We start from the raw sequence: 15,988 nt of genomic DNA, 5'->3' as shown, positions 1-15,988 counted from the left end.
CTTCGCCCTACCCGTCCAGGTAGCGCCGCGCCAGATGCACGGTGAAGCAGCCGGGGTCGAGCGCCCGGCCCGTCGCGTGCCGCAGCAGGTCCTGGAAGCCGAGCCGCGCGCCCTGCCCGTGCAGGTTCAGGTTCAACCAGCGCATCATCGCGGACAGGTCGCCCTCGGCCAGCATGTCGTCGAGTTCGGGCACGTCGGCCTTGATCGCCTCCATCAGCTGCGCCGCCGCCATCGCACCCAGCGTATAGGCGGGGAAGTAGCCGAAGGCGCCGTCATGCCAGTGGATGTCCTGCAGGCAGCCCTGCGCGTCGTCCGGCGGCACGATGCCGAGCAGCGCGCGCAGCCCCTCGGCCCAGGCGCCCGGCAGGTCCCGCACCTCCAGCTCGCCCGAGATCATCGCGCGTTCCAGGCGGAAGCGCAGGATGACATGGGCGGGGTAGGTCATCTCGTCGGCATCCACGCGGATGAAGCCGCGCTCCACCCGGCGCCAGAGCTTCGCCAGATTCGCCGGCGCCGCGACCTTCGCGCCGAGGCCGAAGGCCGCCCGCAGCCGGCCGCCGAGGAAGCCCAGGAAGGCGTCGGACCGGCAGGCCTGCATCTCCACGATGAGCGACTGCGACTCATGCGCCGCCATCCCCGCCGCCTCGCCCACCGGCTGGCGCGCGAAGCCGGCCGGCAGGCCGCGTTCGTACATCGCATGCCCCGTCTCGTGCAGCACGCCGAGCAGCGCCTTCGCCGGGTTCGCCTCGTCGTAGAAGGTGGTGATCCGCACATCGGACGGGTTGCCGCCGCAGAACGGATGCAGCGATTCGTCGAGCCGCGCATGCTTGAATTCCAGCCCCACGCGTTCCGCCATCTCCCGGCAGAGCGCGCGCTGCGCCTCCACCGGAAAATGTCCGTCGAGCGGGAGGGGCGGGCCGCGGCGGGCCTGGATCTCCTCGGCCCGCGGCAGCGCCTCGCGCAGCCAGGATTCATAGGCGGCGAAGACCGGCGCGACATCGGCGGCCGTCACGCCGGGCTGGTAGCCGTCCATCAGCGCGTCATAAGGATCGAGCCCGAGCCGCGCGCCGAGCGCGCCCGCCACCTCCCGCTGGAGGCGCAGCACCTCGGCCAGCAGCTTCTCGACCTTGGCGAAGTCGGCATCCTGCTTCGCCTGGCGCCAGACCTTCTCGCAGGCGGAATTGGCGCGCTCGCAGGCCTCGACCAGGTCCACCGGCAGGGCGGTGGCGCGGGCATGGGCGCGGCGCATCAGGGCGAGGTTGGCGGCGTCCCACTCGTCCCCCGCCTCCGCCGCCGCAAGGTCGTCCGCGACCTGCGGGGCGGTCAGCAATTCGTGCCGCACGCCGGCCAGGGCGGCGAGCTGCTCGCCGCGGGCATTGCCGCCGCCCGGCGGCATCATCGCGCTGGCATCCCAGTGCAGGATGCCCGCGGCCTCCCCCAGCGCGCCGATCCGGGCGAAGCGGGCCTTCAGGCGGGCATAGGCGGCATTGTCGGGCATCATGCATCCTTCCGGCGTCGCAGGGCGAAGGCGGCCAGCACGCCCAGCAGCGACAGCGCCAGGCCGTACCAGGTGATCGCATAGCCGAGGTGATTGTTCGTCGGTCGCGGCAGCGTGCGCGCGGGATCCGGCAGCCCCCCAGTCCCGGGGCCGAGCGCGACGACAGCATGGGGCGCCACCCCCGGCAGGCCGAGCGCGGCGCCGATGGCGGGCGGGTCGAAGGTGAAGAAGCGGCGGCCGGCCGTGTCGTCGCGGGCGGAGAAGGGGTTCGGCCTGTCGCCGGGATGCACCCAGCCCTCGACCGTCACCTCCCCTTCGGGCCGGGCGATGGGCTGGCTGCGCTCCAGCGGGACCCAGCCGCGGTCGACCAGGACCGGCGGCGCCCCTTCGCGCAGCAGCGGCACGACGAGGCGGGCGCCGAGCACGGGGCCGCGCACCTCGAGCCCGACCAGCGCCTCCCGCCCATGGTCGAACCGGCCGGCGACGCGGACCTTGGCCAGCATTTCCGGCGGGTCGCGCAGCGGCGCGGCGGGTGCTGCCTCGCTCGCCGCGATGCGCGCGATGAGGTCGTTCTTCCAGGCGAGGCGCTGCACCTGCCAGGTGCCGAGGAACACCAGGATTGCCAGCACGGGCAGGGATGCGAGCGTGGCGACCAGCAGGGGGCGTTTCATCCCTGCCCGAGTATCAAGCCTCAGCCGTCTCCGCCACCGTCCCCGCCGCCATCCCCGGGGTCGCCCGGGCCGGCATCGCCGGTGAAGCCCGCCCGCCCGCGCTGCGGCGTTGCCAGGTACCAGCCAAGGCCCCCTCCCATCGCCGCCGCGGCCAGCACCCAGGTTGCGCCGAGCCCGCTGCCCGCGGCGACCAGCAGCGCCAGCGTCCCCACGCCCGCGGCAATCAGCACCCGTCTCATCCCCCCGCTCCCATCCAGACGGTGCCCCCGGAACGCAACAACCCCGCCGGCTTGCGCAGGCGGGGTTGTCCTGTCGGTCACGCCGGGGCGGTCAGTGATGCGCGATCTCGCCCGCGCCCCACCAGTAGATGCAGATGAACAGGAACAGCCACACCACGTCCACGAAGTGCCAGTACCAGGCCGCGGCCTCGAAGCCGAAATGGCGTTCCGGCGTGAAGTGGCCGCGGATGGCACGGAAAAGGCAGACCGCCAGGAAGATGGTCCCCACCAGGACGTGGAAGCCGTGGAACCCGGTCGCGAGGTAGAAGGTGGAGGGGTAGATGCCGCCCGTGAAGCCGAAGGGCGCGATCATGTACTCCTTCGCCTGCAGCGCGGTGAAGCAGGCGCCGAGGAACACCGTCAGCGCAAGGCCCTGGATCAGCCCCTTGCGGTCGTTGTTCAGCAGCGAATGGTGCGCCCAGGTGACCGTGCAGCCGGACAGCAGCAGGATCATCGTGTTCAGGAAGGGCAGGTGCCAGGGGTCGAAGGTCAGGATGCCCTTCGGCGGCCAGGCAGGCGTCGTCGCGCCCGAGACATGTTCGGGGAACAGCGCGAAGTGGAAGAAGGCCCAGAAGAAGGCGACGAAGAACATCACCTCGGACGCGATGAACAGCACCATGCCGTAGCGCAGGCCGAGCCGCACGACGGAGGAATGCAGGCCCGGGGTGCGGCTTTCCCGGATGATGTCGCGCCACCAGAAGAACATCGTCGCCAGCGTCGCCACCAGGCCGAGCGCCAGCATCCACCAGGTGCCGTTATGCGCCAGCAGGATGATCCCGAGCACGAGCGCGCCACCGGAGAAGGCACCCAGCAGGGGCCAGGGCGAGGGCTCCACGAGGTGGTAGGGATGCTTGTAGGGGCTTGCGCCCGTCTCGCCGTGGCTTGCCATCGCTGATCCTGGTCGGTGCGTGTCATCGCGGCGGGACTTTGCCCGCCTTACGGTTCCAACGCATCAATCCCCGAAAAGGCCGCGTTCTTCAAGTGCGCGGCGCACCGAAAAGCCCCGGCGCAGGCAGGTGGGTGCGGGCAGGCCGGCGCGGCCGGGTGCCGCCCGGCGCGGCTCAGCGCGTCGCGGCGGGCGCCGCGGCGCCCTGCCGGCCGACATGCGGCCCGGCGCTGGCCAGCGCGCCGGACCGTTCGGCATCGTGCAGGCTGCGGTGGAAGGTGTAGCTCACGGTGATGGTGCGGATGCCGCGCGTGTTCGGATCGGTCGCGATGCGCGGGTCGACCCAGAAGGCCAGCGGCATGTCCACCTCCTGCCCGGGCGCGAGGGTCTGTTCCTCGAAGCAGAAGCAGGCGGTCTTGTGGAAATACTTGCCCACCACCTCGGGCGTGACGTTGTAGGTGGAGATGCCGGTGGCCGGCGCGGCGGAGAGGTTGCGCGCGTGGTAGAAGCCCATCCCCTCCTCGCCCACGCGGAGCTGGACGGAAGGCTGCGCCGGCTCGAACCGCCAGGGAAGGTTGGGCTGGGTGTTGGCGTTGAAGCGCACCGTCACCACGAAGTCGCCCGCCTGGTCGGGGCGCTGCGTGCCGACCATCGGCGTGCCGTTGTAGCCGGTGACGCGGCAGAACAGGTCGTAGAGCGGCACGGCGGCAAAGGAGAGGCCGACCATGCCCGCCACCACCGTGAAGGCGGCGGCGGCGGTGCGACGGTTGCGCCGGCTGATCTGCTGCTGTCGGGTCGTGTCCATGGCCGGGATGTAGGATGGCGGCGGTCAGCCGAGAAGGCTGCGCGGGAACTTCGCCATCGCGACCAGGTAGAACAGCACGACGAGGCCGAGCAGCGTCAGCATGATGGCCCAGTTGCGCGCGCGGCGCCGCTTCTCGAAGGTGGCCTTCTCCTCGGGGGTCATCAGAGAGCCAGCCTGTCGATCGCGAGCGCGAGGAACAGCGCGAAGAGGTACCACAGCGAGTAGCGGAATGTGGCGCGCGCCGCGGCGTCGTTCGCCAGGCTCCGCCCCGCCTCGTCCTGCGGCTCGCGCAGGATGCGGATGGCGTGGAACAGGAACACCGCGCCGAGTGTCGCCGCGACCGCGGCATAGGGCAGGCCGCTGAAGCCAACGAACCAGGGCGCCAGCGTCACCGGCAGCAGGGCCGCGGTGTAGAACAGGATCTGGCGCCGCGTCTCCCTCGCCCCCGCGGTGACGGGCAGCATCGGGACCTTGGCGCGCGCGTAGTCGCCATGCGCCCAGAGGCTGAGCGCCCAGAAATGCGGCGGCGTCCACATGAAGATGATGGCGAAGAGGATCAGCGGCAGCAGCGTCACCTCGCCCGTCGCGGCCGCCCAGCCGATCACCGGCGGGAAGGCGCCCGCGGCGCCGCCGATGACGATGTTCTGCGGCGTGCGGCGCTTCAGCCACATCGTGTAGACCACGACGTAGAAGGCGATGGAGAAGGCGAGCCAGGCGGCCGCCACCCAGTTCGTCGCCAGCCCCATCACGGTGACGGAGGCGACCGACAGCGTCAGCCCGAAGCCCAGCGCCGAGGACGGCGCGATGCGGCCGGAGGGGATGGGACGGCGCGCCGTGCGGCGCATCAGCGCGTCGATGTCGCGGTCGTACCACATGTTGATCGCGCCCGCCGCGCCCGCCGCGATCGCGATGCAGAGGATGGCGGCGACGCCGAGCACGGGGTGGATGGCATCGGGCGCCACCACCATGCCCACGATGCCGGTGAACACCACCAGCGTCATCACGCGCGGCTTCAGCAGGGCGATCCAGTCGCGCACCTCGGACAGGTCCGCGGCCTGGGACGTGGAAAGGGGGGCTTGCGCCCCCCCGTTGTCGATCGTCGCACCGGACATGGTGGCGTCCTCGTCTGGAGGCTGGCCGGCGGCCCCCTTGCGGGGTCCGCGCGGCCCGTCACCCGCCGCGCGTCAGCGGACGCGCGGGAGCTCGTCGAAGGTGTGGAAGGGCGGGGGGGAGCTGACCTGCCATTCGAGCGTGGTCGCACCCTCGCCCCACGGGTTCGCCGCCGCCTTCTCGCCCTTCGTGAAGGTCACCCAGAGGACGTAGAAGAACATCAGGAAGGACGCGACGGAGATGTAGGACCCGAAGGACGCGATCAGGTTCCAGCCGGAGAAGGCATCCGGATAGTCCGGGTAGCGCCGCGGCATGCCCTGGTTGCCCAGGAAGTGCATCGGGAAGAAGGTCAGGTTCACGCCGACGAAGGTCAGCCAGAAGTGGATGCGGCCGAGCTTCTCCGGATACTGGCGGCCGGACATCTTGCCGAGCCAGTAGTAGATCCCGCAGTAGATCCCGAACACCGCGCCGAGCGACAGCACGTAGTGGAAATGCGCCACCACGTAGTAGGTGTTGTGCAGGATCTGCGTGATGCCCGCATTCGCCAGCACCACGCCCGTGACGCCGCCGACCGTGAACAGGAAGATGAAGCCGATCGCGAAGAGCATCGGCGTGTCGAGCTTCAGCGAACCGCCCCACATGGTGGCGATCCAGGAGAAGATCTTCACCCCCGTCGGCACCGCGATGACCATCGTCGCCGCCATGAAGTAGGCGCGCGTGTCCACATCCATGCCGGAGGTGAACATGTGGTGCGCCCACACGATGAAGCCGACGAAGCCGATCGCCACCATCGCATAGGCCATGCCGAGATAGCCGAAGACCGGCTTCTTCGAGAAGGTCGAGACGACGTGGCTGACGATGCCGAAGGCCGGCAGGATCATGATGTAGACTTCAGGGTGGCCGAAGAACCAGAACAGGTGCTGGAACAGCACCGGGTCGCCGCCGCCGGCGGGGTCGAAGAAGGCCGTGCCGAAGTTGCGGTCGGTGATCAGCATGGTGATCGCGCCGGCCAGCACCGGGACAGACAGCAGCAGCAGGAAGGCGGTGACCAGCATCGACCACACGAAGAGCGGCATCTTGTGCAGCGTCATGCCGGGCGCGCGCATGTTGAAGATGGTGGTGATGAAGTTGGCCGCGCCGAGGATCGAGCTCGCGCCGGCCAGGTGCAGCGCGAACAGCGCGAGGTCGAGCGCCATGGAGGGGTGGTAGGTGTTGTCGGTCAGCGGCGGGTAGATGGTCCAGCCGCCGCCCGGCCCCTCGCCCACGAAGAGCGACGCGGACAGCATCAGCAGCGCCGGCACCAGCAGCCAGAAGCTGATGTTGTTCATGCGCGGGAAGGCCATGTCCGGCGCACCGATCATGATCGGCACGAACCAGTTGCCGAAGCCGCCGATCAGCGCGGGCATGATCACGAAGAACACCATGATCAGGCCGTGGGCCGACACATAGGCGTTCCACATCTGGCCGTCGGCGAAGATCTGCATCCCCGGCTGCTGCAGTTCGATGCGCATCAGCAGCGAGATGCCGATGCCCACCAGCGCGGCCAGCAGCGCCAGGCCGATGTAGAGCGTGCCGATGTCCTTGTGGTTGGTGCTGAACAGCCAGCGCGCCACGAAGCCGGGCTTGTGGTCGTGATGGTCGTCGTGAGCGTGGGCGGAGGTCGCCATCGGGATGTGTCCGCTTCTCGGTTGAGCTTCCGGGCGCGCCTTACCGGCGCGCCTCGGCGACGTTCAGGGGCGCCGGCTGCGCGGCGAGCGCGGAAGGCGGCGGGCCCGGGGGCAGCCCCTCGGCGAAGCGCGTGCGCGCCTGCGCGGTCCAGGCCTCGAACTCCTCGCGCGGGACGGCGCGAACCTCGATCGGCATGAACCAGTGGTTCACCCCGCAGATCTGGTTGCACTGGCCGTAATAGACGCCCGGCCGGTCGGCGCGGATCCAGGTCTCCAGCGTGCGGCCGGGGATCGTGTATTTCTGCACGCCGAGCGAGGGGACGAAGAAGCTGTGGATCACGTCCTGCCCGGTGGTCAGGATGCGGATGCTCGCGCCCACCGGGATCACCAGGGGGTTGTCCACCGACAGGTTGCGGATCTGGCCGGCCTGCAGCTCGGCCGTCTGGACCGGGTAGCTGTCGAAGGTGAAGGCGCCGTGGTCGGGATAGGCATAGTGCCAGTACCACTGCCGGCCCTGCACATTGATGGTCATGTCCGCGTCCACCGCGCGGTCCTGGTAGTAGATCAGGCGGAAGGACGGGATCGCGATCACCACCAGGATCAGCACCGGCACAACCGTCCAGGCGATCTCCAGCACCGTGTTGTGGCTGGTGCGCGACGGGGTCGGATGCGCCTCGGCCCGGTACTTCCACACCACATAGACCAGCAGGATGAACACGAAGATCGTGATCGCCACGATGATCCAGAAGACCAGCGTGTTGAAGGAGGAGATGGCGTCCTTGATGGGCCCGCCCGAGGCCTGCAGCCCCATCCCCCATTCCTGCGGCGCGCCGAGCATCGGCGCGCCCTGCGCCAGGGCGGCGCCCGAGGCGAGCACGAGCCCGAGAAGCCCGAGGCCCGCCGCACCGGAGAGCCGAGCCGTCATTCGCCGTAGCGCAGCGATCACTTGCAGCATCCTGTCGTCCCGTCCGGCGCGTCGCCGCGCCCCGAAATACGCTCCCCAACCCGCGGCAGGCCGGCGGGCCGCACGCGCGCCCTTCCCGCCGCAGCGGCCGGGCGCGTCGCCCGGCGACCTATAGAAGCCGCCCCTGCGCTGCACAAGTGATGCAGGGCGGCATTGATGCAAGTCAGGCCGAGGGACTTAACACGGGTTAACCCCCTGAGGATGCTTCCCTGACAGCGCAGGAAGGCCTCATCCGCCGGGGGCCTGCTCCGACTCCGCCTCGCCCTCCGCGACATGGTCCACCATGTCCGTCAGCATGGACCGGATGTGGCTGTCGCCGACCACGTAGAAAACCTGCCGCCCGCGCCGGTCCGCCTGCAACAACCGTGCGGCGCGCAGCAGGCGCAGGTGGTGCGACACCAGCGACGCGGAGATGCCCAACCCCTCCGCCATGTCCCCCACCGAAACCGGCGCGTCGAGGCAGGAGAGGATGATCCGCAGCCGCGTCGGGTCGCTCATCAGCCGGAACATCTCGGCGAGTTCCACCACCTGGTCCTCGCCGATCCTCTCCCGCGCGCCCATCGCCCTGCCCTGCCAGCCCCGCCGCGCAGGATCACGCCGCCGCGCCGCCGCGTCCAGCGGCCTTGACGCGCGGGCAGGCCCGACCACAGATGGCCGGAAAGCCAAGTATCTGATTTTCCATGAACATCTGAATACACGCACAGATGAACAGCTGAACAGTCCACACGCTTCGACAGGAGTACATGTGAACAGGCGTTCATGCATCCAGCCGACGCGCCGCGCGATCCTCGCCGCCGCGCTCGCCCCCGTCCTGCCGGCCGCCGCCGCCGCGCAGCCCCCCCCCGCCGCGCGCGTGCCGCGCAACGTCCTGGCCACCGTCGCCATGGTGGGCGACGTGGTGCGCGAGGTCTCGGGAGGCCGCATCCGCGCCGAGACGCTGATCGGCGAAGGCGTGGACCCCCACCTGTTCCGCCCGACGCGCTCCGACATCGCCCGGCTGCTCGGCGCCGACGCCGTCTTCGGCAACGGCCACCGCCTGGAAGGCCGCATGGGCGACGTGCTGGAGCGCGTCCGCGCCGCCGGCCGCCCGGTGGTGCTGATGGCCGAATCCCTCCCGCGGGACAGGCTGCGCGCCAACCCGGACTACCCCGATGCCGCCGACCCGCATGTCTGGATGGACCCGACGCTCTGGGCCGAGGCGGCGGGCGCGGTCGAGCAGGCGCTCTCGCGCATGGCGCCCGACGCGCGGGAGGCCTTCGCCGACAACCTCGCCCGCTTCCGCGCCCGCTGCGCGCGCCTCGACGCCTATGCCCGCGACGCCATCGGCAGCATCCCCGCGACCGCCCGCGTCCTGGTCACCGCGCATGACGCCTTCAGCTATTTCGGCGCCCGCTACGGGCTCGAGATCGAGAGCATCCAGGGCATCTCCACCGAATCGGAAGCCAACCTCGCCGCGATCGAATCGCTGGTCCGCAAGCTGGCCGAGCGCCGCGTGCCGGCCGTCTTCGCCGAAAGCTCCGTCCCCGACCGCGCCGTGCGCGCCCTGATCGAGGGCGCGGGCGCGCGCGGCCACCGCGTCGCGCTCGGCGGCAACCTCTTCTCCGACGCGATGGGCCGTCCCGGCACCTATGAGGGCAGCTACGAGGGGATGATCGACCACAACGTCACCACCATCGCCCGCGCGCTCGGCGGCCGCGTGCCGCCGCGGGGCCTGAACGGGCGGCTCGGGGCATGAGCCGGCCGGCGCCGCTCTCGGTCTCCCACCTCACCGTTGCTTACGGGGAGAGGCCGGCGGTCTGGGACGTCACCTGGGCGGCGCCGCCGGGGCTGACGGCCATCGTCGGGCCGAACGGCGCGGGCAAGTCCACGCTCCTGAAGGCGGCGCTCGGCCTGGTGCCCGCGCTGTCGGGCGAGGTGCGCTTCTTCGGCCGCCCGCTCGACGAGGTGCGCGACCGCGTCGGCTACCTGCCGCAGCGCGCCAGCGTGGACTGGGACTTCCCGGCCACCGCGCTCGACGTGGTCTGCATGGCCCGCTACCCCCGGATGCGGTGGTGGGGCCCGGTGCCGCGGCGCCACCGGGATGCGGCGCGCGCCACGCTCGACCAGGTGGGGATGGCGGAGTTCGCGGGGCGGCAGATCGGCCGCCTTTCGGGCGGGCAGCAGCAGCGCGTCTTTCTCGCCCGCGCCCTGGCGCAGGATGCCGACCTGGTGCTGATGGACGAACCCTTCGCCGCGGTGGATGCCGCGACCGAACAGGCGATCGTCGCGGTGCTGCGCGACCTGGCGCAGCGGGGGCGGCATGTCGTGGCGGTGCATCACGACCTCGGCACCGTGCCCGAGTATTTCGAGAGCGTGCTGCTGCTGAACGCGCGGGTCTTCGCCGCGGGCCGGGTGGCCGAGGCCTTCACGCCCGCCGCCATCGGCGCGACCTACGGCGCGCGGCTCGCCCTGCTGGAACAGGCGAGCATCGGGGCCGCGGCGGGGGGCACATGATCCCCTACAACACCGCCGTCGTCCTGCTGGGCTGCGCCATGCTCGGCATCGCGGCCGGCACGGTCGGCGCCTTCTCCCTGCTGCGGGGGCGGGCGCTGGTGGCGGATGCGGTGGGGCATGCGGCGCTGCCGGGGGTTGCGCTGGCGGCGCTGCTGGTCGCGGCGGTGGGCGGCGACCCGCGCGCGCTGCCGCCGCTGCTGGCGGGCGCCGCCGCGGCGGGGGTCGCGGGCGTGCTGGCGGTGCAGGCGCTGGCCCGCACGCGCCGCATCCGGGAGGATGCGGCGATCGCCATCGTGCTGTCGTCCTTCTACGCGCTCGGGGTCGCGCTGCTGTCCTGGCTGCAGACGATGCCGGGGGCGGCGCAGGCGGGGCTGTCGAAGTTCATCCTGGGCCAGGCCGCGGCCATGCGCGCGGAGGATGCGCTGATCGCGGCGGCGGTGGCGGGCGCCTGCCTCGTGGTGGTGCTGGCCGCCTTCCAGCGCCTGCGCGCCGCCTGCTTCGATGCCGACTTCGCCCGCGTCCAGGGCCTGGCCGTGCAGCGGGTGGACCTGCTGCTGCTCGGGCTGATGGTGACCGTCTGCGTCGCGGGGCTGCAGGCGGTGGGCCTGATCCTGGTGGTGGCGCTGCTGGTGCTGCCGGCGGCCACCGCGCGGCTGCTGACGCACCGGCTGCCGCGGATGCTGCTGCTCTCGGCGGCGATCGGCGCGGCCTGCGGGGCGGGCGGCGCCTGGGTTTCCGCGATCCGGCCCGAGGTGCCGACCGGGGCGGCGGTGGTGCTGGCCGGCGCCGCGGCCTTCACGCTGGCGCTGCTGCTGGCGCCGGAACGTGGGCTTCTGGCGCGGGCCTGGCTGCATCTCCGCCGACGGCTTTCGGCCGACACCGAGCATTTCCTCCGCGCCGCCTGGGAAGCGCAGGAAGCCGCGGGCGCCGGCCCGGGCACCGCGGGCGACCGCTGGGCGAGCATCGAGGCGGTGGCCGCGGCGCGCGGCTGGCGCCCGGCCAAGGCGCGGCGGCTGGCCTTCTGGCTGGCGCGGCGCGGCCTGGTGGCGCGGGCCGAGGGGCATGTCCACCTCACCCCCCGCGGCGCCGGCGCCGCCCGCCGCGCGGTTCGCGCCCATCGCGCGGTGGAGCACCACCTGCTGGCGGCCGGCGCGGCCGACATCGCCTCGGCCGACCGGATGGCGGACCTGGTGGAGCACGGGCTGCCGCCCGAGATGGCGGCGCGGCTGCTGCCGGAACCCTCCGCCCTGCCGGCCAGCCCGCATGCGGTGGGAAGGAAGGGGCCATGACCGTCCAGGATTTCCTCACCCTCGACCTGCCGCCCCTGCTGGCCGCGCTGATGGCCGGGGCGACCTGCGGGCTGCTCGGCTCCTTCCTCGTGCTGCGGCGCGAATCGCTGATCGGGGATGCGCTGTCCCATGCGGTGCTGCCGGGCATCGTGCTGGGTTTCGCGGTGACGGGCGCGCGCAGCGGGTTGCCGATGCTGGCGGGCGCGCTGGCGGCGGGGCTGCTGGCGGTGGTGCTGATCGTGCTGGTGCAGCGTGCTGCCCGGCTCGACCCCGGCGCCGCGATCGGCGCGGTCTTCACCACCTTCTTCGCGGTCGGCCTGGTGCTGCTGGAGGTGACGGGCGCGCGCAGCGTCGATCTCGACCTCGACTGCGTGCTGTTCGGCCAGCTGGAAACGCTGGTCTGGACCGCCGGCACATCCCCCGCCGCGCTGGCCGACCCGGCGGCGCTGGCGGAACTGCCGCGCCAGCTCGGCTTGCTGGCGGGGGTGGGGGCGGTGGTGGCGGCAACTGTCGCCGCGCTGTGGCGGCCGCTGAAGCTGATCTGCTTCGACCCCGGCTATGCCGCGGCGCTCGGCCTGCCGTCCCGCGCGCTGGAACTGGCGCTGGCGCTGCTGGTCGCCGCCGCGGCGGTGGCGGCGTTCGAGGCGGTGGGCTCGATCCTGGTGGTGGCGATGCTGGTCTGCCCGGCGGCGGCGCTGCGGCTGATGACGGACCGCTACGGCACGCAGGTGCTGGGCGGCGCGGCGCTGGGCGCGGCGATCGGCGCGGTGGGCTACGCGCTGGCCGGGCCGGTGCCGGCCGCACTCGGGCTCGACCTGTCGCTGAACGCGGCAGGGGTGATCGGCACGCTGGGCGGGCTGGTGGTGGCGGCGGCGGCCCTGTTCAGGCAGCTGCCGCGAGGGCGCCCAGCGGCTGGTTCCGCACCCGCACCAGGGTGAACAGCCCGGCCGGCTGGCAGGGCTCGATCGCCTCCACCTGCTCCACCGCGGGGTCGAGCAGGTCGCGCATCGCGAAATCCGGGTGCCAGCCCAGCAGGCGCGACAGCGGCGCCATGGCGCGTTCCACCCACCAGCGGGGCCCGTCCTCGGCCGCGAAGTGGTTCACGAACAGCAGGTGCCCGCCAGGGCGCACCACCCGCGACATCTCGGCGTAGAGCGTCCGGGCATTCGGCACGACGGAGGCGGTGAACATCGCCACCGCGATGTCGAAGGCGCCGTCGGCGAAGGCCATCTTCTCCGCGTCCATCTCGGCCAGGCCGACGACATGGCCCAGCCTTTCCTCCCGCACGCGTTCGGCCGCCTTCTCCAGCATCTCGCGCGAGAGGTCGATGCCGACCACGCGCTTGTCGCCGCGGTAGCGCGGCAGGGCGAGGCCGGTGCCCACCCCCACTTCCAGCACGCGGGTGCCGGGCAGGCGGTTCACCTCCGCCACGGCGCGGCGGCGGCCGAAGGCGGAGACGCCGCCGAACACCGCGTCATAGACTCCCGCCCAGCGCCGGTATGCATCGCGGACGCTGTCGGCGTCGAGCACGGCGCGGGGGTGGTCGCGGTCGGGGGTGTTGGTTCGGATGTTCATGCCTGCGGCCCGGGGTCGGGGGCAGGGCTAGTCCCTTATGGGGTTGCCGCGCAAGCCGGTTCCTGACAATGGCGTTGCGCCGCGGGTTTCACGATGCCGGGTCCCCCGCCTGCCCCGCCCCGGACCGCCGCCCCGGGACCGCCACCAGGATCCCGCCCGCCGCGATGATCGCCGCGCCGAGCAGGGTCCAGCCATCCGGCCAGTCGCCGAAGACCAGCACCCCCGCCAGCCCCGCCCAGACCAGCTGCGTATACGACATCGGCGCCAGCACCGAGGCCGGGGCCCGGGCGAAGGCCAGAACAAGCAGGCAGTGGCCGAGCCCGCCCAGCAGGCCGAGCGCGGCGAAGAGCGGCCAGTCCCAGGCGGCGACCGGCTGCCAGACGAAGGGCTGGGCCAGCCCCGTCACCGCCGCCGCGGCGATGCCGGTGTGCAGGAAGGTGGTGCGCGGGTCGTCGATCGCCGAAAGCCGGCGCGTCAGCAGCTGGTAGACCGTGTTCATCGCGGCGGTGACCAGTGGCAGCAGCATGGCCCAGTGCAGCGGCTCCCCGGTCAGGAAGGGGGGGCGCAGCGCCACCATCACCCCGGCCAGCCCCAGCGCCACCCCCACCCAGCGCCGCGGCGACACGCTCTCCCCCAGCCAGAGCGCGGCCAGCGCGACGGTCAGCACCGGCGCGGCGAAGGACACCGCCGTGGCATCCGCCAGCGGGATGTGGATCAGCGCCACGCTCAGCGCCGCATTCGCCGCCGCCAGCGACAGGCTGCGCAGCGTCTGGAGCACCGGCGCGCGGGACCGGAAGGGCAGCCCCCCGGTGATCAGCCGCACCGCCACCGCCACCAGCAGGACGTGGAAGCAGAAGCGGACGAACATCAGCTGCGGCACCGGGTGGGACGCCACCAGCACCTTCAGCAGCGCATCCATGGTGACGAAGAAGGCGAGCGCCGCGAGTTGCAGCAGCACGCCCTGCAGCACGCGGGACATGCCGCCCAGCATGGCAGCCGGCGCGCGCCCGTCCAGCCCGGGCGGGTCAGGCGTGGCCGGCGGTGTCGCTCAGCAGTGCCGGGTCCACATGCAGCTTGGCCAGCGCCTGGCGCCACAGCTGGTCCGGCTGGCGCGCGAACAGCAGCGATTCGTCGGGCGTGACGTTCAGCCAGGCATTCTGCTGGATCTCGCTCTCCAGCTGCCCCGGCCCCCATCCGGCATAGCCGAGCGCGAGCAGCCCTTCCCGCGGGCCGCCGCCGCCGGCAATCGCCTTCAGGATGTCGATGCTGGCGGTCAGCGCGATGTCGGGGTTCACGCGCAGGCTGCCTTCCGTCTCCCAGTCGGCGGTGTGCAGCACGAAGCCGCGCCCGCCCTCCACCGGGCCGCCGGCCAGCAGCCGGATGCGGCGCTGCGGCGGTACGGGGTCGAGGTTGAGCTGCTTCAGCAGCTCGTCGAAGCTCAGCCCCGACAGCGGCTTGTTGAGCACGATGCCCATCGCCCCGTCCGCCGAATGGGCGCAGAGGCAGATCACGCTGCGCGCGAAGCGCGGGTCCTGCATGGCCGGCATGGCCACCAGCAGCTGGCCCGCCAGGTAGCCTTCCCCGGCGGGGCCCGATGCGGCGAAGGATGGCGAGGCGTGACGACCCATGGCGCCCTGCAAGATGGAGGCGGTGGGGAGACGCCGCAAGCGCGCCGCGGTTGCGCGCGGCGAAAACAACCCCTCGGGACGCATGGACGCCGGCGGCCGTTCCGCGTTAGACGCGACCCTTCCAGGAAACCAGGGGGAAGACCATCGTGACGATCAAGGTTGGCGACCGCATCCCGTCCGTGAAGGTCATGCAGGCCACCGCCGAGGGCCCGAAGGAGGTCGCGCTGGACGAGCTGTTTGCCGGCCGCACCGCCGTGCTGTTCGGCGTCCCCGGCGCCTTCACGCCCACCTGCTCCGCCAAGCACCTGCCGGGCTTCGTCACCCATGCCGCGGCGCTGAAGGCCAAGGGCGTCGACCTGGTCGCCTGCATGGCGGTGAACGACGCCTTCGTCATGGGCGCCTGGGGCAAGGACCAGGGCATCACCGACCAGGTGGCGCTGCTGGGCGACGGCTCCGCCGCGCTGACGAAGGCCCTCGGGCTCGAGCTCGACCTGACGGCGCGCGGCCTCGGCCTGCGTTGCCAGCGTTTCGCGCTGGTCGCGAAGGACGGCGTGGTGACGCATGTGGCGGTCGAGGCGCCGGGCGCCTTCGAGGTCTCGAAGGCCGAGGCCGTGCTCGCCGCGCTGTGATGCCGCGTCCGGGGGGCGGGCGCGCGCCTCGCGCGCTTGCGCCCCGAGCGAGCGCCGGCGGCACCGGCGCATGACCGGAGCAGCCGCATCGTGAAGAACCCCGCCGCCTACGCCCTGTTCGCCTGGCAGGCCGGCTGGGTCTTCACCCTGCGCAGCGCGCAGCTCTGGGCGGAACCCGCCACCGCCGCCGCCACGCTGGCCGAGATGGCGGCGGAGAAGCAGAAGGCCTTCGCGCAGGGCGCCGTCGCGGCCGGCCTCGCCGCGATGCAGGGCGCCCGGCCGGACCTGGTGGCGGCTGCCGCGCTGCGCCCGGCGCAGCGGCGGGTGGCCGCCAACATGCGTGCGCTCGGCAAGGGCGCGAAGCGGGCGCGCTGAGCCGCCCGGCGGGGCCGGACGACACCTTCGGGAACTCGCATCCCGCCGGCGCCGCGGCCGTTGCAGGCGGGCCGGCAGGCCGCCATCTGTCCGGCGCCGACACGGCACCCCCTCTCCGCA

At 72.3% G+C, this 15,988-nt stretch carries 19 protein-coding genes; 6 read left to right on the top strand and 13 right to left on the bottom strand.

Features of this window, described 5'->3' with window-relative positions:
• Positions 1–7: 7 nt before the first annotated feature.
• The 10 genes from ACK8OX_RS15715 to ACK8OX_RS15670 all read right to left on the bottom strand — a co-directional run bounded on the left by ACK8OX_RS15715 (position 8) and on the right by ACK8OX_RS15670 (position 8,440).
• Positions 8–1,501, bottom strand: coding sequence for a carboxypeptidase M32 (locus ACK8OX_RS15715; protein ID WP_430665138.1), 1,494 nt, complete (start codon positions 1,499–1,501; stop codon positions 8–10).
• Positions 1,498–2,169, bottom strand: coding sequence for an SURF1 family protein (locus ACK8OX_RS15710; RefSeq protein WP_430665137.1), 672 nt, complete (start codon positions 2,167–2,169; stop codon positions 1,498–1,500). Before ACK8OX_RS15710 ends, ACK8OX_RS15715 begins: the two co-directional genes overlap by 4 nt.
• A gap of 20 nt (positions 2,170–2,189) precedes the next feature.
• Entirely contained in the window at positions 2,190–2,408 is a 219-nt protein-coding gene (locus ACK8OX_RS15705; RefSeq protein WP_430665135.1) for a hypothetical protein, read from the bottom strand.
• A gap of 91 nt (positions 2,409–2,499) precedes the next feature.
• Entirely contained in the window at positions 2,500–3,336 is an 837-nt protein-coding gene (locus ACK8OX_RS15700) for a cytochrome c oxidase subunit 3 (protein ID WP_430665134.1), read from the bottom strand.
• A gap of 172 nt (positions 3,337–3,508) precedes the next feature.
• Complete coding sequence (locus ACK8OX_RS15695; protein WP_430665133.1) at positions 3,509–4,138, bottom strand: cytochrome c oxidase assembly protein; 630 nt, start codon at positions 4,136–4,138, stop codon at positions 3,509–3,511.
• Positions 4,139–4,162: 24 nt separating this feature from the next.
• Positions 4,163–4,300 carry a hypothetical protein gene (locus ACK8OX_RS15690; RefSeq protein ID WP_430665132.1) on the bottom strand — a complete coding sequence of 46 codons (138 nt, stop codon included), beginning with the start codon at positions 4,298–4,300 and terminating at the stop codon, positions 4,163–4,165.
• Positions 4,300–5,250 carry a heme o synthase gene (locus tag ACK8OX_RS15685; RefSeq protein WP_430665131.1) on the bottom strand — a complete coding sequence of 317 codons (951 nt, stop codon included), beginning with the start codon at positions 5,248–5,250 and terminating at the stop codon, positions 4,300–4,302. The genes ACK8OX_RS15690 and ACK8OX_RS15685 overlap by 1 nt, the downstream gene beginning before the upstream one ends.
• 72 nt (positions 5,251–5,322) lie before the next feature.
• Entirely contained in the window at positions 5,323–6,915 is a 1,593-nt protein-coding gene (gene ctaD / locus ACK8OX_RS15680; RefSeq protein ID WP_430665130.1) for a cytochrome c oxidase subunit I, read from the bottom strand.
• A 40-nt stretch (positions 6,916–6,955) separates the two neighbouring features.
• Positions 6,956–7,840, bottom strand: coding sequence for a cytochrome c oxidase subunit II (coxB, locus tag ACK8OX_RS15675; RefSeq protein WP_430665129.1), 885 nt, complete (start codon positions 7,838–7,840; stop codon positions 6,956–6,958).
• A gap of 267 nt (positions 7,841–8,107) precedes the next feature.
• Positions 8,108–8,440 carry an ArsR/SmtB family transcription factor gene (locus ACK8OX_RS15670; RefSeq protein WP_430665128.1) on the bottom strand — a complete coding sequence of 111 codons (333 nt, stop codon included), beginning with the start codon at positions 8,438–8,440 and terminating at the stop codon, positions 8,108–8,110.
• A 184-nt stretch (positions 8,441–8,624) separates the two neighbouring features.
• On the opposite strand from ACK8OX_RS15670, the gene ACK8OX_RS15665 reads away from it, so the two are divergent.
• Genes ACK8OX_RS15665 through ACK8OX_RS15650 form a run of 4 tightly spaced genes read left to right on the top strand, consistent with a single transcriptional unit; the run spans position 8,625 to position 12,599 of the window.
• On the top strand, positions 8,625–9,614 hold the full coding sequence (locus ACK8OX_RS15665; protein WP_430665127.1) for a metal ABC transporter solute-binding protein, Zn/Mn family: 990 nt from the start codon (positions 8,625–8,627) through the stop codon (positions 9,612–9,614).
• A complete protein-coding gene (locus ACK8OX_RS15660) occupies positions 9,611–10,372 on the top strand; it encodes a metal ABC transporter ATP-binding protein (protein WP_430665125.1) in 762 nt (253 codons plus the stop codon). Before ACK8OX_RS15665 ends, ACK8OX_RS15660 begins: the two co-directional genes overlap by 4 nt.
• Positions 10,369–11,661: a metal ABC transporter permease gene (locus tag ACK8OX_RS15655; protein WP_430665124.1), complete on the top strand. Its 1,293-nt coding sequence runs from the start codon at positions 10,369–10,371 to the stop codon at positions 11,659–11,661. The genes ACK8OX_RS15660 and ACK8OX_RS15655 overlap by 4 nt, the downstream gene beginning before the upstream one ends.
• On the top strand, positions 11,658–12,599 hold the full coding sequence (locus ACK8OX_RS15650; protein WP_430665123.1) for a metal ABC transporter permease: 942 nt from the start codon (positions 11,658–11,660) through the stop codon (positions 12,597–12,599). Before ACK8OX_RS15655 ends, ACK8OX_RS15650 begins: the two co-directional genes overlap by 4 nt.
• Here ACK8OX_RS15650 and ACK8OX_RS15645 read toward each other — a convergent pair.
• The 3 genes from ACK8OX_RS15645 to ACK8OX_RS15635 form a co-directional block, all read right to left on the bottom strand.
• Positions 12,544–13,236 (bottom strand): class I SAM-dependent methyltransferase, encoded by a 693-nt coding sequence (locus ACK8OX_RS15645; protein ID WP_430665122.1) that lies wholly within the window; start codon positions 13,234–13,236, stop codon positions 12,544–12,546. The two genes, ACK8OX_RS15650 and ACK8OX_RS15645, sit on opposite strands and share 56 nt — an antisense overlap.
• A gap of 88 nt (positions 13,237–13,324) precedes the next feature.
• On the bottom strand, positions 13,325–14,215 hold the full coding sequence (locus tag ACK8OX_RS15640) for a DMT family transporter (protein ID WP_430665120.1): 891 nt from the start codon (positions 14,213–14,215) through the stop codon (positions 13,325–13,327).
• A gap of 46 nt (positions 14,216–14,261) precedes the next feature.
• Positions 14,262–14,864, bottom strand: a complete 603-nt coding sequence (locus tag ACK8OX_RS15635; protein ID WP_430665119.1) for a YqgE/AlgH family protein — start codon at positions 14,862–14,864, stop codon at positions 14,262–14,264.
• Positions 14,865–15,010: 146 nt separating this feature from the next.
• Here ACK8OX_RS15635 and ACK8OX_RS15630 point away from each other — a divergent pair, with 146 nt between their 5' ends.
• A complete protein-coding gene (locus ACK8OX_RS15630; RefSeq protein ID WP_430665118.1) occupies positions 15,011–15,493 on the top strand; it encodes a peroxiredoxin in 483 nt (160 codons plus the stop codon).
• A 90-nt stretch (positions 15,494–15,583) separates the two neighbouring features.
• A complete protein-coding gene (locus ACK8OX_RS15625; RefSeq protein WP_430665117.1) occupies positions 15,584–15,868 on the top strand; it encodes a hypothetical protein in 285 nt (94 codons plus the stop codon).
• Positions 15,869–15,988 lie beyond the last annotated feature (120 nt).

The sequence above is a fragment of the Falsiroseomonas sp. CW058 genome, assembly GCF_050563535.1.
Lineage (GTDB): Bacteria > Pseudomonadota > Alphaproteobacteria > Acetobacterales > Acetobacteraceae > Falsiroseomonas.
The sequence above is the reverse complement of the archived record's forward strand: the minus strand, read 5'-3'. Positions and strand labels throughout refer to the sequence as shown.

What these genes read in the sequence shown, in the direction of transcription:
- ACK8OX_RS15715 (WP_430665138.1), bottom strand. Translation starts at nt 1,501, where the DNA reads ATGATGCCCGACAATGCCGCCTATGCCCGCCTGAAGGCCCGCTTCGCC.
- ACK8OX_RS15710 (WP_430665137.1), bottom strand. Translation starts at nt 2,169, where the DNA reads ATGAAACGCCCCCTGCTGGTCGCCACGCTCGCATCCCTGCCCGTGCTG.
- ACK8OX_RS15705 (WP_430665135.1), bottom strand. Translation starts at nt 2,408, where the DNA reads ATGAGACGGGTGCTGATTGCCGCGGGCGTGGGGACGCTGGCGCTGCTG.
- ACK8OX_RS15700 (WP_430665134.1), bottom strand. Translation starts at nt 3,336, where the DNA reads ATGGCAAGCCACGGCGAGACGGGCGCAAGCCCCTACAAGCATCCCTAC.
- ACK8OX_RS15695 (WP_430665133.1), bottom strand. Translation starts at nt 4,138, where the DNA reads ATGGACACGACCCGACAGCAGCAGATCAGCCGGCGCAACCGTCGCACC.
- ACK8OX_RS15690 (WP_430665132.1), bottom strand. Translation starts at nt 4,300, where the DNA reads ATGACCCCCGAGGAGAAGGCCACCTTCGAGAAGCGGCGCCGCGCGCGC.
- ACK8OX_RS15685 (WP_430665131.1), bottom strand. Translation starts at nt 5,250, where the DNA reads ATGTCCGGTGCGACGATCGACAACGGGGGGGCGCAAGCCCCCCTTTCC.
- ctaD (WP_430665130.1), bottom strand. Translation starts at nt 6,915, where the DNA reads ATGGCGACCTCCGCCCACGCTCACGACGACCATCACGACCACAAGCCC.
- coxB (WP_430665129.1), bottom strand. Translation starts at nt 7,840, where the DNA reads ATGACGGCTCGGCTCTCCGGTGCGGCGGGCCTCGGGCTTCTCGGGCTC.
- ACK8OX_RS15670 (WP_430665128.1), bottom strand. Translation starts at nt 8,440, where the DNA reads ATGGGCGCGCGGGAGAGGATCGGCGAGGACCAGGTGGTGGAACTCGCC.
- ACK8OX_RS15660 (WP_430665125.1), top strand. Translation starts at nt 9,611, where the DNA reads ATGAGCCGGCCGGCGCCGCTCTCGGTCTCCCACCTCACCGTTGCTTAC.
- ACK8OX_RS15655 (WP_430665124.1), top strand. Translation starts at nt 10,369, where the DNA reads ATGATCCCCTACAACACCGCCGTCGTCCTGCTGGGCTGCGCCATGCTC.
- ACK8OX_RS15650 (WP_430665123.1), top strand. Translation starts at nt 11,658, where the DNA reads ATGACCGTCCAGGATTTCCTCACCCTCGACCTGCCGCCCCTGCTGGCC.
- ACK8OX_RS15645 (WP_430665122.1), bottom strand. Translation starts at nt 13,236, where the DNA reads ATGAACATCCGAACCAACACCCCCGACCGCGACCACCCCCGCGCCGTG.
- ACK8OX_RS15640 (WP_430665120.1), bottom strand. Translation starts at nt 14,215, where the DNA reads ATGTCCCGCGTGCTGCAGGGCGTGCTGCTGCAACTCGCGGCGCTCGCC.
- ACK8OX_RS15635 (WP_430665119.1), bottom strand. Translation starts at nt 14,864, where the DNA reads ATGGGTCGTCACGCCTCGCCATCCTTCGCCGCATCGGGCCCCGCCGGG.